Source organism: Aeromicrobium sp., assembly GCF_036676885.1.
GTDB lineage: Bacteria > Actinomycetota > Actinomycetes > Propionibacteriales > Nocardioidaceae > Aeromicrobium.
The window spans coordinates 1-5,888 of sequence record NZ_JAKFCB010000358.1 but is presented as its reverse complement, the minus strand read 5'-3'; the positions used below and the strand labels follow the sequence as shown (position 1 = coordinate 5,888).

General features: G+C 69.0%; 5 protein-coding genes. 3 read left to right on the top strand and 2 right to left on the bottom strand.

The annotated features are described in order from the left end of the window. Both rplI and V6M46_RS17060 read left to right on the top strand, forming a co-directional pair. A partial coding sequence (gene rplI / locus V6M46_RS17065; protein ID WP_332667275.1) for a 50S ribosomal protein L9 occupies positions 1 to 442 on the top strand: 442 nt, incomplete at its 5' end. Between the two features lie 61 nt (positions 443 to 503). Then, positions 504 to 2,189 (top strand): ABC transporter family substrate-binding protein, encoded by a 1,686-nt coding sequence (locus V6M46_RS17060; protein WP_332667273.1) that lies wholly within the window; start codon positions 504 to 506, stop codon positions 2,187 to 2,189. Here V6M46_RS17060 and V6M46_RS17055 read toward each other — a convergent pair. Continuing rightward, the gene (locus V6M46_RS17055) at positions 2,170 to 2,859 is read right to left on the bottom strand and encodes an alpha/beta hydrolase (protein ID WP_332667272.1); all 690 of its coding nucleotides are present in this window, start codon (positions 2,857 to 2,859) and stop codon (positions 2,170 to 2,172) included. The genes V6M46_RS17060 and V6M46_RS17055 overlap by 20 nt on opposite strands. Further along, on the bottom strand, positions 2,856 to 4,187 hold the full coding sequence (locus tag V6M46_RS17050; protein WP_332667270.1) for an MATE family efflux transporter: 1,332 nt from the start codon (positions 4,185 to 4,187) through the stop codon (positions 2,856 to 2,858). The genes V6M46_RS17055 and V6M46_RS17050 overlap by 4 nt, the downstream gene beginning before the upstream one ends. 375 nt (positions 4,188 to 4,562) lie before the next feature. Here V6M46_RS17050 and dnaB point away from each other — a divergent pair. Then, a partial coding sequence (gene dnaB / locus V6M46_RS17045) for a replicative DNA helicase (protein ID WP_332667268.1) occupies positions 4,563 to 5,888 on the top strand: 1,326 nt, incomplete at its 3' end.

Here is a 5,888-nt window from a genome sequence, read left to right as displayed (position 1 = left end):
GCTCATCCTCACCCACGAGGTCACCAACCTCGGAGCCCCCGGCGACATCGTCGAGGTCAAGGACGGTTACGGCCGCAACTTCCTGCTGCCGCGCAACTTCGCCATCCGTTGGTCGAAGGGCGCAGCCAAGCAGGTCGAGTCGATCCAGGCGGCGCGTGACGCGCACGCCGTGCACGACCTCGAGGAGGCCCAGAGCATCAAGGGCAACCTCGAGGCCAACCCGGTCAACGTCCCGGTTCGCGCCGGTGTGGGCGGCCGCCTGTTCGGCGCCGTCACGGTCTCCGACATCGCCGAGGCGCTTGCTGCCGTCGGTGCCAAGGTCGACAAGCGTCGCATCGAGGTCGGCAACCCGATCAAGTCGCTCGGAGCCCACACGGTCTCGGTTCGCGTGCACCCCGACGTGAGCGCGCAGGTCAAGCTCAACGTGGTTGCTGCCAAGTAGTCCACCTCTGGCGGGTCAGGTCGGGGGATCCCTGACCCGCCGAAGGTGGTCGACCCGGACCATGCGTACGTTCGCGCGCCTCGTCGCGCTCATCCTCGCCGGAAGCCTGGTGCTCTCTGGCTGCTCGCTGGTCTCCGGCGACGACGAAAAGCCCACGTCGACCAGTTCCGCGGCCAGGACGACGCTCAAGAACACCGCGTGGCAGGCCGCACGTCGCGACAAGGTCGCCCAGGGTGGCACGCTGCGCCTCGGCACGACGGCGATCCCGCGCAACTTCAATCCGCAGCACCCCGACGCGGTCAGCTCCGATGCCTCCCGCATCCTCGCGCCCACGATCGGGTCGGCGATCAGGATCACCCCGGCCGGCGGCTGGGAGGTCGACCACGACTATGCCGAGTCGATCAAGGTCGCCGACACCGATCCGCTGAAGATCGAGGTCCGGCTCAATCGTCGCGCGGTCTGGCAGGGCGGCACCGCGATCACCGCGGCGGACATGGTGGCCTACTGGAAGGCCATGAACGGCTCCGACAACGACTACGAGGTCGCCTCGACCGAGGGCTTCGACGACATCGAGTCGGTCAAGCAGGGCAAGACCAAGTTCGACTACACCGTGACATTCGACAGGCCCAACGCCGAGTGGCCGCTCTACATCTACCCGCGGCTCGCCGCCAACGTCTCGGCGTCGCCCAAGATGTTCAACAAGGCATTCCGGACCAAGGCGATCTCGTCCAACGGCCCGTTCGTCGTGGCATCGATCGACACCCGCAAGGGCACGATCGTCCAGAAGCCCAATCCGCGGTGGTGGGGCCAGAAGCCCAAGCTGTCGCAGATCACCTTCCAGGTCGCCACCCCGGAGGTCCTGGCCAAGGCGTTCGCGGCGGGAGAGCTCGACGCGGTCGATCTCGAGGCCAACACGTACGCCACCGCCAAGAAGGCCAAGGACGGCTCGATCCAGCGCGCGTCGGGTGTCGAGTGGTCGCAGGTCACTCTCAACGGTGGTCGTGGTCCGCTCAAGGATCCCGACGTACGCCGTGCGGTCGCCCATGCGATCAATCGCGACGCGATCGCCCGGCAGGCGTCGTCCGCGCTCGGTGCCCCGGCGACCCCGCTCGGCAGCGTCATGCTGCTGCCCGGCCAGGAGGGATACGTCGACTCGTCGGCCACGATCGCCCACGACTGGGCCAAGGCGAAGTCGCTGCTCACGAAGGCAGGCTGGGTCGAGGGCTCGGACGGCGTACGTGCTCGCAAGGGCAAGCGCCTGAAGCTCGCGATGCCGGTGCCGTCCAACACCCCGACCAACCGGCGGCGAGCATCCCGGATCGCTCAGGACCTCAGCCGGGTCGGCATCGAGGTCGAGGTCAAGAGCGTTCCCGCGGACCGGTTCTTCAGCCAGTTCGTCATCCCGCTCGACTTCGACATCGTGACGTTCGTCCGGCGCGGGTCGCCGTTCCCGATCGGCGCGGCAGAGCCGATGTTCTACCCGGTCGACTCGGCCCAGAACTACACCGGCGTCAGCGAGAAGCGGTTCGGCAGGGGCTGGGCCGTCACCACGGGCACGCTCGACGACGAGCTCAGGCGCAAGCGCGTCGCCAAGCTCGACGAGTGGGTGCTCGAGAACCCCACGATCGTGCCGCTGGCCGTCACTCCCATCGCGGTCGCGGTCCGCAAGGGTCTGGTCAACTACGGCGCCGCCCAGTTCCAGCAGCCCGACTGGACGATCGTCGGGTTCACGAAGAAGCAGGACTAGCCGCCGCGACGATCGTGGCGACGACCCGCTCGCCTGCCTCGACGATGCCGGGATCCTCGGCAGCGACGTAGAGCTGGGTCTCCGGGTCGTGCGCCAGCCGAACGATTCCCGCATGGTCGACCGGCAGCTCGGTCAGCGTCGGGGCCCACCCGGCCGCCCGCAGGCGTGCCGCGAGTCCGCGGACCAGGGCCGGGTGCGAGATGCCGTCGCGGCTACCGTGCAGGATGTCGATCGAGCTCGGCCCGGCTGGTGGCGTGAACTGTGCCGGCAGCGGCTCACCCGTGATCGCGGACACCGCACGGGGTCCGTCTCCCGGCGCCAGCAGCACCGTGTGACCCGGCCCGTCGGGCCCGACTGCCAGGCTGAGCGCGGCAGTCGCGCCCAGCGACCAGCCCACGACAACGACATCGTTGGCCGGGATGCCGAGGTCTTCCGCCAGTCGTCGTGCGTGCCCGAGCGACCCGAGCACGTCGGCGCGGCCGTGGTCGGATGCCGTCGAATCCCAGTCGGCTGCGCACACGCGTACGCCTGAAGAAGCGACGGCTCTTGCGAGAGGCCCCATTGCGGCCCGCTCGTTGGGGCCGCGCCCGTGCCACATCACCACGACGCCGTCCTGACCATCGCCGTGCACGTCGACGAGCCGACCGGGCGCGTACTCCTGCGAGATCATGCGCCTACCCCTTCCGAACGGGCGGGGCCGAGGACCATCCAGGCGGTGCCGCGCTGGCGTCGCCACAACGTCACGAGCCGGGCCGCGATGAAGCCGCCGTACGCGACCCAGAGCCAGGTGAAGCTCGCATCGGCCCAGCCGACCGCCAGGACCAGCGGCGCGTACGCGGCGAGAACCAGCAGGCCGGCCCACGCGAGGTATGGCCCGTCGCCGGCGCCGATCAGGACGCCGTCGAGCACGAACACGACGCCTGACAGTGGCTGGATCGCCGCGACGACGAGCAGAGCGGGTACCAGTGCGTCCTGCACCGCCGGATCGGAGCTGAACAGACGCGGCAGCCACGGCGCACCGGCCGCGAGCAGGACTCCTGCGGCGATGCCGGTCGCGATGCCCCAGCCGACCATCCGGTTCGTCAGGGCGCGCGTGCCCTCCGCGTCGCCCGCGCCGAGGGTTCGACCCGTCAGGGTCTGGCCGGCGATCGCGATGGCGTCGAGTCCGAAGGCGAGGAACGTGACGATGGCTCCGGCCACCTGGTTGGCGGCGAGCGGGACATCGCCCAGCTGAGCCGCGACGAGGGTCGCCAGCACGAGCGAGGCGCGCAGCGTGATCGTGCGGACCAGGAGCGGGACGCCCAGGCGGGCTGCATCGACGATCTCGGCCGTACGCGGACGCGTGGCTGCGCGGACGCGCCGGGCCCGGCGTACGACGACCGTCACGAGCCAGGTGGCGGCGAGCCACTGGGCCAGGACGGTGCCGGCCGCGGAACCGCGGATGCCCCAGTCGAACCCGTAGACGAAGAGCAGGTTGAGCACGACGTTGAGGACGTTCGCGACGATCATCGCGATCAGTGGCGTCCGCAGGTCGAGGAGACCGCGCATCGCGCCGGTCGCGGCGAGGATCAGCAACATCGCCGGCAACGCCAGCGCGGAGACCACGAGATAGTCCTGCGCGAATCCGGCGACCCGCGATGAACTCGACAGCGTTTCCGCGAGTGGTCCGCTCGCGCCGGCGGTGATGACCGCGAGGCCGACGCCGAGGCCCGCGGCCAGCCACAGGCTGCTGACCGCCAGCCCCAGCGCAGTGCGTTCGTCGCCGGCGCCGTGATGTCGCGAGACGATCGCCGTGCTGCCGTACGCCAGGAAGATGCACAGTCCGACGACGGTTCCCAGCACGACCGACGCCGCAGCGAGGCCGCCCAGCTCGGGCGTCCCGAGGTGGCCGATGATCGCGGTGTCAGCGAGCAGCATGAGCGGCTCGGTGATCAGGGCGAAGAAGGCGGGGATCGCGACCCGGAAGATCTGCCGGTCGACGTCACGCGAAGAACGCATCGCAGGCCTTCCTGAACGTGACGGGATGGTGTCGTGAGGGTGAAGTGACGGGTTTTGTCGACAAGTGTATGAACAGGCACCCGTGGATGACGAACCGGCCAGAAGTATTTTCCCTCCACACAGGTGCACACACGTTTGCGCAGGTCAGAGGGCTGCGACCGCGTGAACCCATCGTCTTGTCCACACCTTCGTCCACGGACTGTGCACATGGTTCGCGGCGTTTTCCACAGGTTCCGGGAGGTTGCGCACACCCCCTGTGTGGCGCTGTCTGTGTTTGCGCGCCGGAGAGGCCTACTGTGACGGGTCGGCACCATCCTCCAGCGATCTGACAGTGCGGACCGTTAACGTGAACTACGGGTGAAAGGGGACAGTTCTGTGAGCGTGACGGACCTCTACGAGGCTGCGCCAGGGCCGAACGAGGACCCCGGCTCCGGACGCGTTCCGCCACAGGATCTGGCCGCCGAGCAGAGTGTGCTCGGAGCCATGCTGATCAGCAAGCAGGCCATCGACCCGGCCTCCGACATCCTCCAGGGCCGTGACTTCTACCGACCCGCTCACGAGCTGATCTTCGACACGATCTGCGACCTCGCCAACCGCGGCGAGCCGGCCGACGCGATCACGGTCGCCGCCGAGCTCCAGCGTCGCGGCGAGGTGGGCCGCATCGGCGGCGCCCCCTACCTGCACACGCTGGTCGCGGGCGTGCCGATCGCGTCCAACGTCGACTTCTACGCCGACATCGTTCGCGAGAAGGCCGTCCTGCGCCGCCTCGTCGAGGTCGGCCAGCGCATCGCCCAGCTCGGCCAGGCCGGTCAAGGCGACGTCGCCGAGATCGTCGACCGCGCCCAGGCCGAGGTCCTCGACGTCGACGGCACGAGCCAGGCCGAGGACTACCAGTCCGTCGCCGAGCTGATGAGCCTCACGATCGACGAGATCGAGGAGATCCAGGGCCGCGACGGCCAGATGACCGGTGTGCCGTCCGGGTTCCCCGATCTCGACAAGCTCACGACCGGGTTCCGGTCCGGCCAGATGATCGTCGTCGCCGCCCGGCCCGGTGTCGGCAAGTCGACGCTCGGCCTCGACTTCTGCCGCTCGGCCTCGATCCGGCACGGCATCCCGAGCGCGATCTTCTCGTTGGAGATGACCGGCGCCGAGATCGCGATGCGCATGCTGTCGGCCGAGGCCCGCGTCAGCATCTCCCACATGCGCGGCGGCGGCATGCACCAGCGCGACTGGGACGCCATCAGCAAGGCGATGCCCCGCGTGCAGAGCGCGCCGATCGTGATCGACGACAGCCCCAACATGACGATGCCCGAGATCCGGTCCAAGGCGCGTCGCATCAAGAAGCAGTACGGCCTCGGCATGATCGTGATCGACTACCTGCAGCTGATGACGTCGGGCAAGCGGGTCGAGAACCGCCAGGTCGAGGTCTCGGAGTTCTCCCGCCAGATCAAGCTGCTGGCCAAGGAGCTGGAGCTGCCGGTCGTCGCGATCAGCCAGCTCAACCGTGGGTCCGAGCAGCGCACCGACAAGACCCCCCAGCTGTCAGACCTGCGTGAGTCCGGATCGATCGAGCAGGATGCCGACATCGTGCTGCTGCTCAACCGCCCCGACGCGCACGGCGCCGGCGAGTCCGAGCGACCCGGCGAGGCCGACATCATCATCGCCAAGAACCGTTCGGGTCCGGTCAACAAGGTCGCCGTC

Excerpts from the sequence above, each read along its gene's own strand:
- V6M46_RS17060 (WP_332667273.1), top strand. The coding sequence starts at position 504 with ATGCGTACGTTCGCGCGCCTCGTCGCGCTCATCCTCGCCGGAAGCCTG.
- V6M46_RS17055 (WP_332667272.1), bottom strand. The coding sequence starts at position 2,859 with ATGATCTCGCAGGAGTACGCGCCCGGTCGGCTCGTCGACGTGCACGGC.
- V6M46_RS17050 (WP_332667270.1), bottom strand. The coding sequence starts at position 4,187 with ATGCGTTCTTCGCGTGACGTCGACCGGCAGATCTTCCGGGTCGCGATC.